This is a genomic window from Candidatus Effluviviaceae Genus I sp. (genome assembly GCA_016867725.1).
In the GTDB taxonomy this organism is placed as follows: Bacteria; Joyebacterota; Joyebacteria; order Joyebacterales; family Joyebacteraceae; genus VGIX01.
In genome coordinates this window covers 1-19,675 of the sequence record VGIX01000004.1, presented here as the reverse complement: position 1 = coordinate 19,675, position 19,675 = coordinate 1, and the positions used below count along the sequence as shown (strand labels likewise).

Annotated in this window: 17 protein-coding genes; all 17 read right to left on the bottom strand. The window is 68.1% G+C overall.

All coding sequences use genetic code 11. The features are described 5' to 3' along the window. Positions 1-46 precede the first annotated feature (46 nt). The gene (locus FJY74_02220) at positions 47-1,018 is read right to left on the bottom strand and encodes a PorV/PorQ family protein (GenBank protein ID MBM3307123.1); all 972 of its coding nucleotides are present in this window, start codon (positions 1,016-1,018) and stop codon (positions 47-49) included. A 55-nt stretch (positions 1,019-1,073) separates the two neighbouring features. Further along, positions 1,074-3,341: a hypothetical protein gene (locus tag FJY74_02215; GenBank protein ID MBM3307122.1), complete on the bottom strand. Its 2,268-nt coding sequence runs from the start codon at positions 3,339-3,341 to the stop codon at positions 1,074-1,076. A 73-nt stretch (positions 3,342-3,414) separates the two neighbouring features. Further along, the gene (locus tag FJY74_02210; GenBank protein ID MBM3307121.1) at positions 3,415-6,144 is read right to left on the bottom strand and encodes a TonB-dependent receptor; all 2,730 of its coding nucleotides are present in this window, start codon (positions 6,142-6,144) and stop codon (positions 3,415-3,417) included. A 156-nt stretch (positions 6,145-6,300) separates the two neighbouring features. Then, positions 6,301-7,107 carry a lipoate--protein ligase family protein gene (locus FJY74_02205; GenBank protein MBM3307120.1) on the bottom strand — a complete coding sequence of 269 codons (807 nt, stop codon included), beginning with the start codon at positions 7,105-7,107 and terminating at the stop codon, positions 6,301-6,303. 70 nt (positions 7,108-7,177) lie between these two features. Then, on the bottom strand, positions 7,178-7,861 hold the full coding sequence (locus FJY74_02200; GenBank protein MBM3307119.1) for a hypothetical protein: 684 nt from the start codon (positions 7,859-7,861) through the stop codon (positions 7,178-7,180). Next, complete coding sequence (locus FJY74_02195; GenBank protein MBM3307118.1) at positions 7,858-8,715, bottom strand: hypothetical protein; 858 nt, start codon at positions 8,713-8,715, stop codon at positions 7,858-7,860. The genes FJY74_02200 and FJY74_02195 overlap by 4 nt, the downstream gene beginning before the upstream one ends. Before the next feature lie 2 nt (positions 8,716-8,717). Further along, on the bottom strand, positions 8,718-9,392 hold the full coding sequence (locus tag FJY74_02190) for a hypothetical protein (protein ID MBM3307117.1): 675 nt from the start codon (positions 9,390-9,392) through the stop codon (positions 8,718-8,720). Between the two features lie 54 nt (positions 9,393-9,446). Continuing rightward, positions 9,447-10,652, bottom strand: a complete 1,206-nt coding sequence (locus FJY74_02185; GenBank protein ID MBM3307116.1) for a fibronectin type III domain-containing protein — start codon at positions 10,650-10,652, stop codon at positions 9,447-9,449. Between the two features lie 75 nt (positions 10,653-10,727). Beyond that, complete coding sequence (locus tag FJY74_02180) at positions 10,728-11,384, bottom strand: hypothetical protein (GenBank protein MBM3307115.1); 657 nt, start codon at positions 11,382-11,384, stop codon at positions 10,728-10,730. Between the two features lie 54 nt (positions 11,385-11,438). Continuing rightward, on the bottom strand, positions 11,439-12,290 hold the full coding sequence (locus FJY74_02175) for a hypothetical protein (GenBank protein MBM3307114.1): 852 nt from the start codon (positions 12,288-12,290) through the stop codon (positions 11,439-11,441). A gap of 37 nt (positions 12,291-12,327) precedes the next feature. Then, positions 12,328-12,948, bottom strand: coding sequence for a hypothetical protein (locus tag FJY74_02170; GenBank protein MBM3307113.1), 621 nt, complete (start codon positions 12,946-12,948; stop codon positions 12,328-12,330). Positions 12,949-12,981: 33 nt separating this feature from the next. Continuing rightward, on the bottom strand, positions 12,982-14,211 hold the full coding sequence (locus tag FJY74_02165) for a hypothetical protein (protein ID MBM3307112.1): 1,230 nt from the start codon (positions 14,209-14,211) through the stop codon (positions 12,982-12,984). 126 nt (positions 14,212-14,337) lie between these two features. Continuing rightward, positions 14,338-15,465, bottom strand: a complete 1,128-nt coding sequence (locus FJY74_02160; protein MBM3307111.1) for a hypothetical protein — start codon at positions 15,463-15,465, stop codon at positions 14,338-14,340. A 22-nt stretch (positions 15,466-15,487) separates the two neighbouring features. After that, positions 15,488-17,293 (bottom strand): glutamate mutase L, encoded by a 1,806-nt coding sequence (locus FJY74_02155; protein ID MBM3307110.1) that lies wholly within the window; start codon positions 17,291-17,293, stop codon positions 15,488-15,490. Continuing rightward, positions 17,280-17,660, bottom strand: coding sequence for a hypothetical protein (locus tag FJY74_02150; GenBank protein MBM3307109.1), 381 nt, complete (start codon positions 17,658-17,660; stop codon positions 17,280-17,282). Before FJY74_02150 ends, FJY74_02155 begins: the two co-directional genes overlap by 14 nt. Next, positions 17,611-18,078, bottom strand: coding sequence for a hypothetical protein (locus FJY74_02145; GenBank protein ID MBM3307108.1), 468 nt, complete (start codon positions 18,076-18,078; stop codon positions 17,611-17,613). Before FJY74_02145 ends, FJY74_02150 begins: the two co-directional genes overlap by 50 nt. Before the next feature lie 3 nt (positions 18,079-18,081). Continuing rightward, positions 18,082-19,545, bottom strand: coding sequence for an aminomethyl-transferring glycine dehydrogenase subunit GcvPB (gcvPB, locus tag FJY74_02140; protein MBM3307107.1), 1,464 nt, complete (start codon positions 19,543-19,545; stop codon positions 18,082-18,084). Positions 19,546-19,675: the final 130 nt, after the last annotated feature.

Below are 19,675 nucleotides of genomic sequence, written 5' to 3'. Positions count from 1 at the left end.
GCGGGCACGGAGTGCGCGCTGCCCGCGCCGCCCTCCGCGAGGGCGACTAGAACTCGAACGTCACGCCGGCCCGGTGAACGCCACCGAGGTTGCCCATGTCCGAGAAGCTGTAGTCGAACGACGCCCGCCCGAGAGCGCCCAGGGTCACCTTCGCGCCGCCACCGGCGGTGAAGCTCTCTGCGTCGTAGTCGATCCGGTAGCCTGCGCGCAGGAAGTAGGTCCTGTTCAAGGAGTACTCGGCGCCCAGGTTGATCTTCTCCGAGGTGTCCGAGGGGTGCCTGAACTCGGCGGCCACAAGGACCTGTTGCCCGGGCGAGTCCAGGGCCAGCATGGAGACACCGAACTTGAAGCTTGTCGGCACCGGCACGGGCTCGTCGATGAAGGTGACCTCGGGACCCATGTTCTGGATGAGAAGACCGATCTTGAGGGACTGGAAGCCGGTGTCGTACAGCGTCCCGAAGTCCGCGACGACGCTGTCGACCGTGTAGTCACTGAGGCCCTCCACGCCCAGCACCGAGAGGTCGCCGAGACTCGAGTGGATCCACTTCAGCGTCCCGCCGGCCGAGAACCTGTCCGTGAAGACGCGGGTGTACGTCAGCCCGACCGCCATGTCGCCGCAGTCGAACTGCGCTCCCACGCCCTCGGGAACGTCCGCCGTTCTCACCGCCATCGGGTCCATCGAGAGCGTCGTCACGCTGACCCCGATGACGCCCGGGAGGAACGTCGGCTTCATGGCATACGCAACGAACTGGTGGGTGATGTCCGCCGGCCACGTCCCGTAGCTGAAGAGGACCGTCGGGCGCGTCACGCTCCGAAGCCCGGCAGGGTTCCAGAAGATCGACTCGACACCCTCGGTCGCCGCCACCACCGCCTCCCCCATCGCCACCCCCCTGGGGCCGGCGCCGATCTCGAGGAACTGGAATCCGACGGTGCCGACCTTCTCGAACATCTCGGTCGCCCATGCCGGCGCGGCTGCGGTGATCAAGGCCAGCAGCACGAGAAGCGCTCTCCTGATCAACGACGGTCCTCCTTCCATCCAGTGGCGTGTGCCGTGGGGGAACAGCGGCCCGGCGTCACTTGATGATCACGAACTTCCCGGTCTTCTGCCCGGCCGGCGAGTCAACCTGGTACAGGTACACGCCGCTCACGATGATCTGGTCGTTCCTGGACACGAGGTCCCAGCACGCGTCACCGCCCGTCAGCTCAGGATCGTAGCGGAAGTGGACGTTGTTCGCTCCCGAGGTCGTGACCAGCTCTCCTCCCAGCGTGTAGATGCGGACAATGGCCCCGCGCGGGAGGTTCTGGAAGCAGATCCTCTCGCCCGTCGGATCGGTCTCGTCCGGGTCGAGGTTCCACCTCGAGATGTACCTGTGGCGCACGTACGGGTTAGGAACGACGATCACCCCGTCCAGACTGGCGCTCGTCGCCGAGTGAGGCACGATGAGCGTCTTGTTCTGCGTATACTTGCCGAAGTGGTATCCCTCGGCCGTGCTGTCGTAGGCCGTCACCGAGTACCAGTAGGAGAACCCGTTCTTGACGAGCGAGTCCACGAAGCAGTACTTGCCGATCCCCTCGAGCCCGGTGTCCCACTGCAGAAGCTCCTCCCCGCCGTGGCTCTTGTCGATGTCCAGGACCAGCTGCCAGTCCCTGTCGCGGGGCTCCTGCGACTCCCGCGTCCAGCCGACCGCTTTCCAGATCTGGTACCCGTAGAAGTCCTTCACGCGCGTGAGGGGATCCGGGATCTCCTCGGGGTAGTCGTCCCACTCGATGCGGACGAACCGGTCGCCCGCCGTGATCTCCTGGTACGGCGGCGGCGGCGGCGTGTCGGCCACCCAGTGGATCGAGAGGCTCTCCGGCTGCCCGTCGCAGCGCGGGAAGGTCTGCGTGATCCCGTTGTACACCTGCTGCGCCGTGGCGGCGTTCTCGAGCATGCCCTGAAGGCCCAGCCCGAGCACGAAGGCGTACTGGAAGGACAGGGTGTCCCCCGGCAGGATCTCCATGAACGGCCCGGCGGACAGCATGAAACGCCAGTCGGCCGGGGGCGTCGCCCTTCGGTCGATGTTGACGAGCCACTCGTCCGGGTCGTCGGTGTCTCCGTCGAAGTCGTTGTCGATGCCGTCGTGCTGCGGGAAGTCCACCCGGCCGCGGAGCATCCGGTAACGCTCGACGTCGTTGTCCGGGTCCTCGGCGCCGCTCGACCAGATCTTGAAGGCGTGCACGCGGACCTCCGTCGGCGCCGGCGGCAGGGTGCCGGGCGGCACGCTGCGCGGGTCCACCGTCGGGTGCCCGAGGAACATGCACCCGATGTAGCCCTTGGCTTCGTTGCCGTCCGTGCCGTAGGGATCGTCGTACAGATAGCCCAGCGTGATGGCGAGCGTGTCGTTCAGCGCCGGGTTGTTCGGATTCGGCGAGACGAAGAGGGTATCGAGGAAGCCGCCCCGGTCGTCCTGCCAGTAGAGGAGGTCGTTGTTGTCAGGCCCGGCGTCGGCGTCGACCATGAAGCCAACGTAGGCCATCCGGATGGTGTCCCGCCCGATGTTGATGACCTTGAAGTCGATGCCCGCGAAGTCATCCGTCGTCGGGCTGGTCCACTGGTAGCTCTCCTGGATGACCCTGAGCCCCAGGCTCTTGTGCTGGTCGCCCGGGGATGCGTTGTCGTTGACGTCGTCCTCGTAGGTATCCTCGTACAGGCACCGGAACATCTGCTGCGAGATCGCGGCGTAGTCCTCGTCGATGAGCCCGTCGCCGTCGTTGTCTCGGGCGTCGTATGGGTCCTCGTCGAACCACTCGAAGGGCCGCTGGGCGTTGAAGATATGGTCGTTGCAGTCGCCGTCGTCGTCGTAGAGGCGGGTGCTGTTCGCGGCACCCTCCCAGGATTCGTAGATGGTCTCGAGGAGGTCCTGGCGGTTCGGACGGAACTCGACCTGGTACACCGCCGCCGAGACGAGCGTGTCACGGAGCCCCGTTTCGTGGTCGTTCACGATGCCGCCCACCCACAGGCCGGCGGCATAGATGTACTCGTGGTTGCTCCCGGCGGGCCACTCGCACGAGGGGTTGTTGAGGTCCACGCCGAACCGCCCGAAGAAGCTGAGGTTGCTGACGTGAAGCAGGACCTGCCCGACGCTGTGGTACCACCCATAGAGCGTGTACACCCTGGACTGCAGCGTGTTGAGCGTGGCCTCGTAGCGCTCCTGGTCGGAGTCGTCCATCCTGGCGCCGACGCGGCCCGGCATGCCGAGCAGGAGCGAGGTCAGACAGATGAGCAGGAGCGTTCCTGCCAGAAGGCGCCCCACCCGACCGGGAGCGCCTCCGTCAAGCCTTCCCCTCCAGCGGAGAACCATCAAGAACCTCCGTGCGGGAATCCCCCCACGCCCCGGCGCTGGGCGCCGGGCGCGCGGCCGTCCCAGAAGACCTCTACCAGTCGACCGCCACGCCGACGCGGATGCAGCGGCCCTCGGCGAACACGGACGGATCGTTGAGAGGCTCAAGCGTCTCGCGACCTGAGGCGTCGGTCTCGACGTACGCGCCGCCCAGATTGCCCGTCATCGTGTAGTACTCGGCGCCGTAGGTCCCGAGCCCGAGGACGTTCTTCTTGTCGAAGACGTTCAGCGCCTGGAAGAACAGCCTGAACTCCTCCCCGTAGAGCCTGTACTTCTTGGTGCCCTTGATGTTGAGCATCTGGTGCGACGGGAGCCTGCCTGAGTTCACGCTCTCCGGGTCGATCTCCTTCTGACCGAGCACCACGGGCGTGTAGGGCGTCCCGCTTCCGTAGTTGTAGTCGAACGTGACCTCCCAGTTGCCCGGGTCGCTCACGAACAGGAACCCCGTGATCGTGTTGCGCTCGTCCCAGTTGAGAGGGATCTCCTTGAGCGGCTGCCGCGGGAGCCCGAGCGCCTCCGACCGCGCCCCCTGGTTCTCGTCCGAGCTCACGCCCGTCGCCCTCAGCCACGTGTAGGTGACGTTGCCCGAGAAGAAGTTCGAGAACCGCTTGTTCAGCTTGAACTCGATGCCCTTCACCGAGGCGTAGTCCTTGTTCACGTACGTGTAGACGTCGCCCACCGTCGGGTCGCGCTCGTACTTCTCGGTCGCCAGCAGACCGAAGATGTCCTTGTAGAAGCCCGTGATGTCCATCGCCACGTTCTGCGTGAACTGGTGCTCGGCGCCGAACTGGTAGGACGTCGTCACCTCCGGCTCGAGACCCGAGTACCCGACCACCCTTCCCGCGGAGGCCTTCTCAAGATCCTCGCCCGCCGCGTAGTAGGCGGTCAGGTGCGGCATCTGGTAGAACCGCCCGTAATGGAAGTGAAGGGCCTGTCGCTCCGAGATGGGGTGCGCGATGCCGACGCGCGGGCTCACGACCGCCTTGATCCTCTCGCGCCAGATCCCGCTCTCGCCGATCCCCGCCGCGGGGCCCGGATCAGCCCAGTCGAGCCTGAGCCCGCCCCTGACGATCATGCCCTCGTAGCGCATCCTGTCCTGCAGGTAGAGGGCACCGTGCGCCGGGAAGCCCGTGTAGATGTTGTGCTGGTTGCGCTCGTTCGTGTCCAGTGCGCGGTCCCAGTCGAAGAACCTGAAGCCCTCCCGCAGCGTGTCGCCCGCGGACGGGATCAGGCTTCCCAGCGAGAGCTGCTTCACGTCGAGCTCGTGATAGACGAACTCGAGCCCCGCCTTCGCCTGGTGCGTGTCGCTGCGCTGGTTCGTGATGTCCGTCTTGAACGTGGTCGTGCTCGTCTGCTCGCGCTGCCAAGCGAGGTTGTCGCCCCACGTTCTGTAGTAGCCTGGCTCGAGGTTGAGGTCGTTGTCGGAGTCCCTGTCCAGGGTCCGCTTGCCTCCGACGTAGGCCTGCCACCAGTAGTCGTTCGGGTCCTCGTACCTCCAGTACCGCTCGTCCGAGTCGAAGCGTGCGAGCTTGACCGTGTAGAACGTCGTCGCGCTCACGTTGTCGCGCCAGACGAGCTTCTGCGTGGAGAACGCCGTGCGCTGCGTGGGCGTGTGATCCGCCGCATTGTAGTACCGGTAGGTGGAGTCGAGCCGCGCGTGCGACCAGTCCACGCGCTCCTGCGACCAGTAGCCGGTTCTCGAGTAGCTGTGGAAGTAGAAGTCGTTCATGGAGCTGGAGTAGAGGAACTCCCCGGTCAGCTTGCGCGTCGGCGACGCGATGTACGAGATCTTCGCCTGGCCCGACCCCATCATGTTCTGACGGTCGCGCACCCTGAGCCCGAAGAGCTTCCCGTAGATATCGCGCGTCTCGCGGGTCCTCGACGACGGGAGGTACGTGTCGGTGAAGCGCCCCTCCCCGGAGACGTAGTAGCGCAGGTTCTCCGAGAACAGCGGCCCGCCGAGTCCGAACTGCAGGTTGTCGTAGTTGTTGTACGTCTTCTCGGGCGCCCCGTAGTCGTCGGTCGTGTAGGTGATCTCGCCGGAGAAGTCCCTGCCGCCCTCTCGCGTCTGCAGGTTGATGACGCCGGACTGCACGTTTCCGTACTCGGCGTCGAACCCGCCCGACAGGAGCTCGAACTCGGACAGCGACGAAAGGCTCACCTCGAGGTTGCCTGTGCCGCTCGCGGCATCCGTGATCGCGATGCCGTCAACGTACATCTTCACTTCGCTCGCCCGTCCGCCCCTGACGTGGATCTGCCCCCCGTGAAGCACGACGCCCGGCTGCGTCGCGATCGCCTCCTCGACCGTGCTGATCGAGCGGATCTTCACCTCTTCCTGCCCCATCCGCCGCGCCGTCGAGGTCTTCTCCGTCTCGATCATGGGCCGCTCGGCCTCGACGAGCACCTCGTCGGCCTGGAGCACGTCGGACTTGAGGCTGAAGTTCACCTGCTCGGTTCTGTTCGCCGTCACGGTCACGGAGTCGGAGCGCTTGGTCGCGTAGCCCATGTAGGACGCCTGGACCACGTAGCTCCCCGCCGGCACGAAGTCGATGACGTACTCGCCGTTCTGGTTCGTGATGTTCCCGTAGGGCGTCCCCAGGACTGAGACGTTGGCGAAGGCCAGGGGTTTGCCGGTGTCCGCGTCCGTGACGCGGCCCGCGATCTTGCCGGTCGGCCCCTGAGCCGTGGCGGTCACCGCGAGCATTGCGATCACGAGCAACACCGCCACCATGCCCACGCCGCGCGCATGAGACAACGATGTCAAGCTTGCCGCCTTCATGGTTTCCCCAATCTCCCCGCGGCTGTATGACAAGAAAATGGCCGCCGCGTCGCCCCGGCGGGGCGAGGGGTCGGTCGCTCTTCCCTCCACCTCCGCATCGTACATCCCGTTGTTGCCCCTGTCAACTGCCTTTTTCCCAGTCTAACGCCGTATCGCGTATCGTCTTGCGAGCTCCGACGCGAGCGACTGCTCGGCACTCGTGAGGGACCCCTCAGCCAGCTTCACGCCCCACGCCGCCTCGAACCCGCGGCGCATCGCGTCGGCCACCGCGTCGAAGCCGACGGGACGGCCGACCGCGCTCTCGAGCGTCGTCGTCCTCTCGACGAGCGAGCGCCTCACCGCGGCCCGCTCCTCCCCCGTGAGCGACGCAAGGAGCTCGGCCAGGTCGGCGTGCCGCATGTCCATGAGCACGGAGCCGTGCTGCAGAACCGCCCGTCCCGCGCGGCGCTGCGCGCTCCCCACGAGCTTGCGGCGCCCCAGCACCACTTCGTAGCGCCCCGAACTCACGAAACAGGGCGGGCTTGCGCCGCCGCGCCGCAGGCCCGGGTCGGTCCCGGTCTCCTCCAGGGACGCCCTTACGCCGAGGAGCGACAGGCCGGCCACGATGGCCTCGCCGATGACCCGGTAGGTCTCCCTGATGGAGCGCCCGAGCGGGGGCGTCCCCGACGGACCCACCACCGAGTAGGTGAGCTCGCCGGCGTGGAACACCGCGCGCCCGCCGGTCGGTCGTCTCACGACGCCGACGCCCGCCCGGTCGCACGCCGCGAGGTCGAGCTCCGCCGCAGGATCCTGCGAGTGCCCGAGCGAGACGGTCGGCGGCGACCAGCCGAACACGCGCACGGTCGGGGGCGACGCTCCGCGGCCCGCGCCGATGAGAAGCGCTTCGTCCAGCGCCATGTTCGTGGCGCCGTCGCGCAGTCCCGTGTTGAGGAAGCGCCAGACGGGCATGACCTTCGGGATCGCTCGCCGCCGTTCGCGGCCGGGGGGGCCGGTCGCCGGGTCACAGGGCGCGGGACCGCTACTGCATCAGGTGGAGCCAGTCCCGCAGAAGGAACGTCATGCGCCCGATGAGAAGCGACACGCGTCCCATCACGGTGTAGCCGAACGAAGCACCGAACGCGACCATGAGGAACCAGATGCCCAACCGCGCCGCCGCGCCGACGGGGCCGCGGTGCTCCTTCGAGAAGAAGAAGTAGATGAGCGTCGCGATCACGCCGACGATGGCCGCCGCGTTGAGCGCGATGACGAGCCCCCCGCCGCTCGTGAGCGGGGTCGTCACCGTCGCGTGGATCTGCGCCACGAGGTCGCCCTGCGCGAAGCCGGTCGTGTTGACGGCGGCGTACATCCCCACGACGAATCCCAGCGACCACCGCGAGAGCCACGAGAGCTTCGGGAAGAAGCGAAGCAGCATGAACGCCGCCAGCACGCCAGGGAACACGCGGTACCAGAGCACCGGCTGCCCCTCGGGAGGGAAGAAGAGAGGCACGAAGAGCTTCGGCACGAGCGTGTTGTGGTAGAGGATCGCGAGCCAGTAGGCGGCCCCGACGCCCACGAACAGGCTCTCCGCGAACCGGTACACGGGGTTGTCCTTGTACAAGAAGCTGTAGATGGCGAGCGTGAGCAGCCCCGCGACCCACGTCCCCCACACGGCCGACGGCGGCGTCCCCGGAGCGCCCGTGAAGAGCTCTTGAAGCCAGTTCACGCTGTCACCTCGCGCTGTGCCGCGCCGCCCCGCGCCCGCTGGGCGCGCCGCTCCGCGAAGTAGGCCACGTTGCCGAGCAGAATGAAGAACACGATGAGCGCGTGGACGATGGACTGCGCGTCCATGCCGCGCACGGCGTCGCCGGGCGCGTCGACGAGCATCTCGTACTCGGCGGCGCCCTTGAGCCCGCCCAGAAGCCCGACGAGCTGACCGCTTTGCACGTACGGGTAGAACGGAGGGGCCGCCACGGCCGTCGTCCCCGACGCCAGACGGACGCGGTACCTCCCCTGCACCTGCTGGACCCACTCCCGGGTGCCCGGCGTCCCGGACGAGACGTTCATGACGAGCGCGATGTCATCGAAGTTCGTGACCTCGCGCATGAGGGGAAGGCCGGCGACCGGCGTCCCGTAGTAGTCCTGCGGGAACGTGTTGGGGATGCTTGCGCCCATCCCGAGGAGCGTCACCGTCCCTCCCGCCATGTACCCGAGGTTGACGAAGTCCACGCCGTAGGTCTTCCCGAACTCCGCGGCCAGCGGAGCCAGCGCGTCCTCGATGAGCGGAGGCGAGTTGGCCCAGAGGCTGGTCGTCACGATCTTGAGATCGCGGCGGAACGCGTGGCGCACGAAGGAGATGACCATCGGCTGCAGCTCGGGCATCGTGTCGGGACTGTAGTCCCCGGCGAGCATCACGATCGAGCCCGGCGGGACGGCCTCGACGGCCTCGTAGAGCCGCTGGACCGGCGGCGTGACGTCCATCGGCAGGCGCATCGGGCGGAGGAGCGGCCACGCCACGACGACGAAGATCAGGGTGAAGATCACGCGCCTGTCGATCTGCCTGAGGTCGAAGCCCGCCACCGTCACTTCTCCCCGCCGAGATAGGACCGCTCGATGCCCAGGATGATCCGAAGGCCCATCGCCATCACTCCAAGCGCCGCCCCCATGAGGATCCCGCGGAACGCCGCCATGTTCGGATACGTCATGATCGCCTCGGTCAGCCACGGAAGCGTGGCCTTCTCAGGCAGGCCCTTCGTGAGGAGCTGCCCGAGCGGCACGCGGCCGAGCATGACGACGATCGCCGAGATGAGAAGGAGGCTCGCCTCGGGCGAGCGCAGGCGGAACGCCCTGTAGGCGGCCGACGCGATGAAGAACGCCAGGAGCGAGAACATGGTGCCCTGCAGCGGAACGTCCATGTTCAGGTACATCCAGTTGAAGTAGCTGCCCTGGGCGATGGACCCCACGAGCGGGTTGGGCCCCAGCTTCGCGCCCGGCCACATGCCGAACCACAGCATCACCGCCATGACCGAAAGGCAGACGAGGCTGAACCCCCAGCCGGACTGCCTCCGCGCGATCTTCTTCGAGTGGACCCTGATGAGATTCCCGATGCCGAGCAGGATCGAGGCCGCGATGACGATCGTGCCCCACTGCTTGAGCTCCTCGCCGGCGGCGGAAACGCGGTGGTGCGGGACGAAGAAGTCCACGAGCATGAACATGCCCGCGAGAAAGGTGATCGCCAGCGGGATCTCTCGCCTCATTGCGCGCCTCGTCGGCCTCGCCCGGCCGCTCACCCGGAGGGGTCGCGACCCGGCCTACTGCGTGAAGAACCACCGCCCGAACTGCGGCACCCCGAGAGCGGTGAGCACGACGCCTGCGACGATGATGCAGATCGTGATCACCTTCATCCAGTCGGAGCCCTTAAGCCCCCCGAGGAGCTTCGGCTCGCGGGACAGATACGCGCTCGCCGCGTAGAGCTCCTCACCGAGCAGCGTGTAGTCGCACGCCGTCACGAAGAACGGAAGCTGCGACACGTTTGCGGTGCCGGCGACCTGGATCGCCTTCGTCTCGAAGCCCGTCTCGGCGAAGAGGAGCGACTCGGCCCAGAACGCGCCGAGGTACAGGTTCGCCGCGGGGCGCTCGCGCATCATGATGCCGCTCACCGCCCCGGCGAACGCGAACTGCGCGTCGGAGAGGTAGCGGATGTTGTCGGGGTTGTAGTTGTCCGGATGCCCCGCCTCGGCGTAGGCCTCCTTGACGACCTCTTCGGCCGCCGACATGACGACCGACCTGGCCGTGGGCACGATGAGCGGGGTCTCGTACTCGGCGGCGATCTTCGCGACGTGCGAGAGGATGGTCAGGCTCGCGATGGTCTGGATGTCGTCGATCTCCCCGATGCCGGGGACGTACAGGACCGGCCGCCCCATCTCCGTCGCGCGCCCGACCGCCTCCTCGACGGCGTTCAAGCCAGGGATGCGCCGCACGAAGAGGTTCGTGCCGCGCGCCGCAAGGCGGGTGAACCAGATGACCATGGCGAAGAAGGCGAGCGACAGTACGAGCACGGGAAGACGCGAGGTCTGGAACAGGTTGATGCGCCCGACGGCCGGACCGGCGGTGGCGGCCGGGGACGACAGCGCGCCGTCGAACGCCTCCACGCGGTAGTAGTAGGCGACCCCCGGCGTCACGCCCGTGTCCACGTGCGCGGCCGTCCCGGGCTCGAGCGTCGCGACGAGCTCGCCCTGCTCGTCGGGCGCCTGCGAGCGCCATACGCGATACTCGAGCACGCTCAGGGCGCCTGCGCCGTCGTCGGCCGAGAGGCACCACGAGAGCTCGATCTTGTCGCCCCTGTCGTTGTTGTCCAGGTAGTCGCGGGCCTGCAGCCCCGTCACCGCCGCGGGAGCGGCCGTCTCCCGGACCACCTCGGAGAGAGGCGCGTCCGCCGCTCGTCCCGCCGGCGGGAACAGCGCGAGCAGGACCGAGACCGAGAGCGAGAGCGCCGGCAGGAGAGCGCGCATCCTCACGTTGTTCCTTCTTGGGGGGCTGCTCTCGCGGGAGACTCCGCCCCGCGCCTCACGGTCCGGTCGCCGCGCCGCCGGTCAGACGATGCGCAGCCAGTCGTGCAGCAGGAAGTTCATCCGGCCGATCAGGAGCGACACGCGCGACATCACGGTGTAGCCGAACGACGCGCCGAACCCGACCATGATGAACACGATGCCGATCCGCGCGAGGCCGCCCAGGACGCCCTTGTGCTTGAGGGAGAAGAAGAAGTACGTGAGCGTGCCGAGGAGCCCCACGACCAGGAGGAGATTCGTCCACCCTTGCCCCGTGTGCAGCGCGTGGACCGGAAGCGCCCCGCCGCGGATCTGATCGAGGACGCGGGCCTGCATGACCGGCGCGATCCCCAGTCCCGAGTACCCGCCGACGTAGATGCCGAGGGCCCAGCGACTCACCCACCCGATCTTGGGGAAGAACCTGGCATACAGGATGAGGCCCAGAAGACCCGGGATCAGCGCCATCCACCAGTCCACGCCCCCAAGCAAGATCGCGTCACCGCCGATGCGCAGGCGGAACACGGGCGACACGACGGTGGGGTCAATGAAGTTGTAGTAGTAGATGACGAGGTAGTACCCGGCCGACACGCCGACGACGAGATGCTCGGCGAACTTGTAGAAGGGGTTGTCCTTGTAGAGGAAGCTGTACACGGCGATCGTGAGCAGCGCCGCGAGCGTCGTGCCGATCAGCGTCATGTTCATGTCAGGCCTCCGCGGTCCGGGACCCCACCCGGGCCGCTGTCCTCGGGTCGGCGGCTAGGCTGCCGCGTCGCCTCCCGCGGTCTCCGGCGCGCGCTTCCTCGATCCGAAGTAGGCGATGTTCCCGACCACGATGAGCACGATGATCAGGATGTGGATGACGGACTGGCTGTCCATGCCCCTCACGCCCGCGTCGTGCCGGTCAATGAGCGTCTCGTACTCCGCCGCGCCGCGCATGCCGCCCAGCATGCCGACGAGCTGCCCCGTGTCGAGGAACGGATAGTAGTCGGTCGCCATGACCGCCGTCACGCCCGCGCCGATCTGCGCGTCGTAGGGTTGGTGCGCGTAGATGACCCACGCCTCGACCACGGCGGTCCCCGAGAGCGTGATCAGGAGCGGGATCTGGTCGTAGTTGCGGATCCCCTCCATCATCGGGATCTCGGAGAGCGGCGTGCCGTAGGCGTCCTCGGGGAAGACGTTCCGGATGTTGATGCCCATGCCGAGCACGACGGCCGAGATGCCGGGCTGGAAGCCGAGGAAGACGTAGTCCTTGTGCCGCTCCTTCCCGAACTCCGCCGCGACCGCCTCGAGAGCGCGCTCGGCGAGGCCGTAGCCCGCCGGGTCGAGCGTCAGCACGGCCACGCGGATGTCCTTGGAGAACGCGTGGCGGAGGATCGCGAGCGCCATCGGGTCGAGCTCGGGCACCGTGGACGGCGAGTAGTCGATCGAAATGAAGAGCGGCTCTCCGTTCGGCGGGATGGCGTCCACGGCGTTGTAGAGGTCCTGCACGGGCTTCGTGATGACGATGGGAAGCCCCATCGGCCAGATGAACGGGGCGAGCACGGCGATGAGGATCGCGAGGAAGATCCACCGCCTGTCGATCTGGAGGAACTTGCCGAGCCTGTTCATCGAGACCTCCGCGCGTGCCGCCGGCGACGCGCCGTGCCTAGTCCGTGCCGCCCATCCACGCGCGCTCGATGCCGAGCATGATCTTGAGCGCCGTCGCCATCATCCCGAGCCCGACGCCGATCATGATGCCCCGCTTCGACGCCATATTGGGGACGTTCAGGATCCAGTCGGTGGCGGCGGGGATGGAGCGGTGGAGGAGATCGCCGACCGGCACGCGGCCCAGCATCACGATGGTCGCGGCAAGGAGAAGGAGCGTCGCCTCGAGCGTCCTCGCGCGGAACGCGCGGAACGCGGCGGACGCGATGTAGAACGCGAGGAGCGAGAACATCGTGCCCTCAATGGGCACCTGCACGTTCTGGAACATGAAGTCGAACGGCGACCCGGGGGCCCTGCCCTTGAACCCGAACCCGACCATGAGCCCGAGACCCACGAAGAGCACCCAGCTGTAGCCTCGACCGGCCACCTTGTGACCGATCTTGTGGGCGTGGAGCCTCACGAGGCTCACCGTGCCGATGAGGAACGCGAACGCGAGCAGCGTCTGGAGCCACGCGAGAAGACGCTCGTACCACGCCTGCACGGAGGGGTGCGGGATGAAGTACTGGATGGCCATGAAGACGCCGGCGATGAAGCACAGCGCAAGCGGCACGTGTCGTCGCATGCTGTCAGGCCCCCTGTCCGAGCTCGTCGCCCGCTAGGCGTTGACGAGCACCCGCGCCACGAAGTCCCACGGGATCACCCCGAGCGCGGCCAGCGTCGCGGAGATCGCCCCGAGGACGATCGCAAGGCCGATCGCCGCTTTGGTCATGTCCTGGCCCTTGAGCCCCCCGAGAAGGACGGGCTCTCGCGAGAGGTACGCGCTCGCCGCGTACAGCTCCTCCCCGATGAGCGTGTAGTCGCACGACGTGATGAAGAACGGAAGCTGCGTGACGGCGTCCGTGCCCGCGATCTGGATCGAGCCGACGGACGCGCCCGTCTCCGCGAGCACGAGCGACTCGGCGTAGAACATGCCCATGTAGAGGATCGTCGCCGGGCGCTGGCGCACCATGATGCCGCTCACCCCCGCGACGTAGGCGAACTGGCTTCGCGTGAGATAGAAGACGTCGTCCTCGTTGTACGCGTCGACGCGGCCGACCTTGGCGTAGGCTTCCTTCACGACCTCCTGCTCGACGGCCATCACGATCGGGTCGGCGCACGGCACGATGAGGCGCGTGTTGTACTCCGCCGTCTTCTTCGCGACCTCGCCCAGGATGTTCACCGCGGCGATGGTGGCCACGTCGGAGATCGTCGAGAGGCCCGAGATGAACAGGATCGGCTTGCCCATCTCGGTCGCGCGGCCGACGGCGTCGTCCATGTGGTCGAGACCGGCCAGCCTTCTGATGAAGAGGTCCTTCCCCGCCTTCGCCGCGCGCACGAAGTACACGATGGCGACGACGAACCCGAGCGACGCGATGAGGACGGTGATGCGGCCTCGGTGGAACCACTGAGGGAGCGCCTCGACGGGACCGAACGAGGCGGAGAAGACCTCCCGTTCGCCATCGGAGACGGCCACGCGGTAGTGGAGCGGCGTCCCGTCCGGGGCCGCGCTGTCGCGGAAGCGGCTGACTCCCGGCGCGACGAGCCCCACCGGGGCGAACCCGGTGTCGGGATGGGCGGAACGGTAGATCCTGTAGCAGAGGACGCGTCCTTCGGCGTCGTCCGGCGAGAGGTCCCACGAGACGTCCACGGACCCGCCGCGGTCGTCCGGCGAATCGACGGCCAGAACGCCGGCGGGAGGCGCGATCGCGGCGACGGGCGCCGGCGCCTCCGGCTCCTGGGCTGGCAGCGCCGCCGGGAACAACAAGAGGGCCGCAAGCGTCGCCGTGACGATCGTCGGCCCTCCGACCGGTCGGGTTCGCCGCGAGAACCCTGTGGCACCGCGCATTGAGCACTCCTTCCGGAGCCGCCGCACCGACCCCGGCGCGCCGACCGCGCGCCCGCAGAACACGCCCGCGAGGCTACCAGCCGCTCCGGGGGCTGTCAAGCGGAATGTCCCCCCGCGCGGCCGCCCTCACCTCTCGATCATCTCCACGTTCGCGCGCGGCAGCATGGCCTCGCTGCCGTCGTCAAAGCGCACCCTGAGGACGCGGACCTTCGACTCGGACTCCATCACCTGGAGTTCGTTGGGAAGGTCCGTGACGGAGCCGAGCCGCCCGAAGTGCGGCTCGCGGATGACGCGGATGACACTGCCCGGCTCGAGACCGCCGCCGTGGCCCGCGACCGCGTCGGCCGCCGACGCCTTGTCGTCGGGCATGGGAATGACGATCTCCGGGCGGATGACGCCGGCGCGGATCTGCGTGGCCCCGTTGATCGACGCCTTCCGGCCCTCCCGCGACGTGAGGAGCTCGAAGGTGGATCCGGCCATCGCGATCTCGCCGAAGCCCTCCGTGAGGACGAGGGTCGTCGCGATGTCCTCCGAACCCGTGATGGCCACGCCGAGGTCCTTCCCGAGGAGCCTCCTGAGGTCCGGGTCGTCGAAGCCGCCGACCACGATGCCGCTCACGCCGATCTGCATGGCCTTCTGCAGCGCCCCCCACGTGATGTGCGAGCCGCCGACGGCGATCTTCCCCTTGAGGGACGCGTCGATGCGCCCCTCGTCGATGACGTCGCCCGGGCCCGCAACGATGACCTTGATCTCCCCCGTCCGCTCCCCGCCCACGCCGAAGATGCCCTGGACGAACGTCCCGAACGCCTCGACGACGGCGCCCTCACCGGGAAGCACGTCCACGACCTCTCCGTCGACGTAGGCGTCGACCTCGATGGGCGTCGGAGGCTCGCGGAGGATGACCTGCCCCGTCACCGTCGAGAGGCTCTCCATGGTCCCGTCGCACGGCGACGGCACCTGCGACTTGAACAGGCCGAAGAACCCCTTCGTCGTCGCGATCGGCTCGCCCTTCTTCACGGGGTCGCCGTCCTTCTTGACCATCACGGACGGCAGGTCCTCGGGCGGAAGCCCGAGCTTGCTCGCGACGTTGATGAGCTGCACGGCCCCCGGCAGATGCGTCCGGGCGACGACCGCGTCCGCCGTCACGCGGTCGCCCTTCTTCGCGAGCACCTCGCCCTTGATGGGCAGGCGCCGCGCCTTGCGGACGACCGTGAGCGCCGCGACTCTCAGTCCGGGTGTGTATGCGTGCGCCATGACGGGATCTCCTCGCGTGACCTCAGATCTCGGGATAGGCGTTGAAGGCCCTCGACCACTTCACGAGCTTCTCGACCCTCTGGTGCTCGTCGGACGGGAGCTTAAACGGCCGTCCCCGCGTGTCCAGCATGAGCCCGACGACGCCGCCGGTGAGCGTCGCCTCGACGACGCGGCCCGGGCCCGCGCCCACGTCGAACCCACGCGACGGCGTGAGCTTCACGCTCGCGCTCTCGCCGGCGGCCAGCGGGATCACGCGCATCTCGCCGAACGGCACGTCGTCCGCGATCGTTCGGCCGCCCGGGAGGGTGCCCTCGATCCGGAGACAGCTCTTCCCTTCCTGCGTCGCGCCCACCGGCGCCACGAGCGTGCCGAGATGAATGAGGCAGTCCTTCTCGAAGACCTCGGTCGCGGCCTTCTCGTGCACCTCGGCGAGCACACCGAGCTGCGGCATCATGAAGATCGAGTCCACGGCCAGCCTGGTGACGCCCTCGGGCATGAACCCGTCGATCAGCATCATGGCCGCCTGCTGGCGCCGAGGCGCGTGCGAGAGCACGCCGCCCGATCCGACGAGAAGGTCCAGGTCCATCATGTTGACGAGCGTCCCGCCCGAGGCGCTCTGGTTGAAGGCGTCCGAAATCGTGCGCTCCTGCTGCACGCCCTTCAGGCTCACGGCGAACGACTTGTGCTGCTCGAACGCGAGGCGGAGCGCCTCCCTCGCGATGGCCTGCTCGACCTTGAGGTCCTCGAGCGTCTGCGGCACCGTCGTGGGACGGATCATCTTGTTCTTGATGCGGTTCCTCACCTCGAGCTCGGGCAGCCTAAACGGCACCCACCGCATCACGTTGTCCACGCCGGTCTCCGCCAGCACGTTCGAGACCGAGTAGCTCATGCCGAGGTTCGCCGAGACCGTCCTGTTGAACGTGTTCTCGAAGACCGAGAACACGTCCGTGGTGGCGCCGCCGATGTCCACGCCCACCACCTCGATGTTCTGCCGCTTCGCGATGGTCTCGATGATCGAACCGACCGCGCCCGGCGTCGGCATGATGGGCGCGTCGGTCCACTCCATGAGCCTGTCGTAGCCCGGCGCCTGGGCCATGACGTGCTCCATGAAGAGGTCGTGGATCTTCTCGCGCGCGGGGCCGAGGTTCTCGCGCTCGAGGACGGGCCGCAGGTTCTCCACCTGGAAGAGCGACGTCTTCTGCTCGAGCAGCTTCGCGACCTCCGGCCGCGCGTCTTTGTTGCCGGCGTAGATGACGGGAAGCTTGAAGCCGAGACCGAGCCTCGGCCTCGGGTCGGCCGCCGAGATGATCTGCCCCAGCTCGACGACGTGCGTGACGGTCCCGCCGTCGATGCCGCCGGACAGGAGGATCATGTCGGGGCGGAGGTGGCGGATGCGCTCGATCTGCTGGTGCGGCAGGCGGCCGTCGTTCGACGCGAGGACGTCCATCACGATCGCGCCCGCCCCCAGCGCGGCGCGCTCGGCGCTCTCGGCGGTCATGCTCTTCACCACCCCGGCCACCATCATCTGGAGCCCGCCGCCGGCGCTCGACGTCGAGAGGTAGATGTCCACGCCGCGGTCGCCGCCGTCGTTCGGATGGACGATCGACTCGCCGTCGAGGACCGTGTGGCCCGACAGCTCCTCGACCTCGCGGATCGCGTTCAGGACCCCCCTCGTCACGTCCTCGAACGGCGCCTCGACGGTGGTCGGCGCCTCGCCGCGCACGATGAGGCGATACTCGCCGTCCACGAGCTTGATGAGGATCGCCTTGGTGGTGGTGCTCCCGCAGTCCGTGGCGACGATCGCCCGGATGTTCTCAAGCGTGCCCATCGTGACCTTCCTCGGACTTGCCCCTCGCCCGCTTCGCCTCCCTGCGCCGTTTCCTCTCCTCGCGGGCCTTCCCCTGCCGGGCCCCGTCGAGCTCCTCGATCCTGCGGAGGAGGTACTCCAGGTTCTCCCTGTCCTCGAGGATCGCGACGACCTTGTCGTAGCTCTTGAAGTCGAACACCGACTGCACGATCGGCTGGAAGAACACGAGCGCCTGGTTCCCCAAGAACGAGATCGGCTTCACCGACTCGAGGAACAGGATGGCAGGCGCCGCCATGCGGCGCTCGACGACCGCCGCCGCGAACCGGTCCATGAGCGCCTCACGCTCGGCCCGCGTCGCCTCGTCCGCCCCGCCCCTCATCGCCCACATGCTCGCCATCGTTCTCCGGCCGCGGCATCCGCCGCTCGACGAACGCCACGACCTCCTCGCGGTTCCCGTGGAACTGCAGCGAAAGCCCCCTGAACCGCTCGAGCCTCGACCGCCCGGGGAAGGGCGACAGGAGCAGCCCTTCCCGATCGACGAGAAAGCTCCGGAACTCCGACCAGGCCTTCTCCTTCCTCGCGACGAGGCCCGTGACGGCGACCTTCTCGTCGCTCAGCGCGTACCGCGTCGGAAGGAAGAAGCTCGCGACCTGTCCCCACACGAGCAGCACGGCCAGCACGGTGAAGTGGCCCGCGTGGAACGCGCTCTGCACGAACCAACCGAGAAGCGCGAGAAACCCCAGCGCCAGGGCCGCGCGGACCGGGCTCCTCCTCGCGGGCCACGCCGTCCAGCGGAGCTCGGCCACGGGCTACCGCTCCCTCCACGCGACGTCGAGGTCCTTCGCGGCGCGCGCCTCGTCCAGACGGGACACCGGCGTGTTCTCCGGCGCCGCGGTCACGGACTCCGGGGCCCCGGCGGCCGCCTCGGCGATCTCGATCATCGCGTCGGCGAACGCGTCGAGCGAGGCCCTGCTCTCGGTCTCCGTCGGCTCGATCATGAGGGCCTCCTTCACGATGAGCGGGAAGTAGACCGTCGGCGCGTGGAGGCCGTGGTCGAGGAGCCTCTTCGCGATGTCCAGGGCCCTGACGCCCTTCTCCTTCTGTCGGGACGCGGACAGCACGAACTCGTGCTGGCAGTGCCCACTGTACGGGAGCTCGTAGTGCGGCGCAAGACGCGCCTGCAGGTAGTTGGCGTTCAGCACGGCGTTCTCGGCGACGCGGCGGAGCCCCTCCGGCCCCAGCGTGAGGATGTAGGCGTACGCCTTCACCGCCACGAGGAAGTTCCCGAAGGCGCTCTGGACCTTCCCGATCGACTGAGGAAGGTCGTGGTCGAGGTAGTACTCCAGTCCCCGCGACCTGGCCTCGTCGCGGCGGGGCATCGGGACGGGAAGGTAGCGGGCGAGGTGGCTCTTGACGCCGAGAGGCCCCGAGCCCGGGCCGCCCCCGCCGTGCGGCGTCGAGAAGGTCTTGTGCAGGTTGAAGTGCATGAGGTCGAAGCCGATGTCGCCCGGCCTCACGACGCCGAGCGTCGCGTTGAGGTTCGCCCCGTCGAGGTACACGAGGCCTCCGACCGCGTGCACGACGTCGATGGCCGCCCGGACCTTCGTCTCGAACACGCCCAGCGTGTTGGGGTTCGTGATCATGAGCGCGGCCGTGTCGGCGTCCGTGACCTTCGCCAGCGCGTCCAGGTCGATGCGGCCGTCCGGGCCCGAGGGGATCTGCACGGCTTCGTATCCGGCGAGCGTGAGGCTGGCCGGGTTCGTGCCGTGGGCCGAGTCGGGCACGACGACCTTCCGGCGCGGATTGCCCTCGGCCGTGTGGTGCGCGCGCACGACGAGCATGCCCGCCAGCTCGCCGGACGCGCCCGCCGGCGGCTGGAGGCTCACCTCGTCCATCCCCGAGATGCGCGCGAGGTGCTCCGACAGGTGCACCATGAGCGCGAGCGCGCCCTGGCAGAAGCGCGGGTCCGTGTCGGGATGGAGCCGGGCGAACCCCGGGAGCCCGGCGAGGTCCTCGTTGACCTTCGGGTTGTACTTCATCGTGCACGAGCCGAGCGGGTAGATGGCGCGGTCCACGTGGTGGTTGAGCTCGGCGAGCCTCGTGAAGTGACGCACGACCTCGGGCTCGGTGAGCTCCGGAAGGGCCGGCGGCTCGCGCCGGAGGTGCTCCGCGCCGAACGCGGCCGCGAGGTCGGCCTCGGGAACGTCGAGCGGCGGAAGCCGGTAGCCCCGAAGACCGGGGGACGAGAGCTCGAACACCGTCGGTTCGAGCACGCGGCGCTCGGGGGCCGTCACGGCGCCCTCCGGGACGCGATGAGCGCGCCGAGCGCGGACGCGAGCGAGTCGATGTCGTGGCGCGTGTGCTGCTCGTTCACGGAGACCAGCAGGCACCGCTCCATGCCCG